Origin of the sequence: Tenacibaculum aiptasiae (genome assembly GCF_008806755.1) — a bacterium.
GTDB classification, from domain to species: Bacteria; Bacteroidota; Bacteroidia; order Flavobacteriales; family Flavobacteriaceae; genus Polaribacter; species Polaribacter aiptasiae.
Window position 1 is genome coordinate 290 of sequence record NZ_WAAU01000028.1, and the last position, 354, is coordinate 643.

At 30.2% G+C, this 354-nt stretch carries 1 protein-coding gene; it reads right to left on the minus strand.

The annotated features are described in order from the left end of the window. Nucleotides 1-354, minus strand: a 354-nt coding sequence (locus tag F7018_RS18700) for a cysteine peptidase family C39 domain-containing protein (RefSeq protein ID WP_246175185.1), incomplete at both ends; no start/stop codon positions are given.

The window sequence follows — 354 nt, forward strand, 5'->3', positions numbered from 1 at the left end:
ACTTTGTGTTAAAAAAGGTAGGATTAGTTGCAATAAACTTCCAGCTAACAATCCTATAATTAGCTGTACAATAAATTTTTTGTATTTGAATAAGTATTTGAATATAAAAGAGAAACCAAATTTTTCGTCTTCTTCAAATTCTTCGCTATAAAACTTAGGGGTAGGTTCTACTAGTAGAACAATTCCCTCTTCAGTGTTTTCATCTGCATTATTACCTATCCAATGTTGTATAAACTCTTCTTTAGTAAAAGTGATGAGTCCATGAGCAGGATCGGATATATAAACGGTATCTTTTTTAATTTTATAAAGTACCACATAATGGTTTTTATTCCAGTGTACAATACAAGGTAGTGG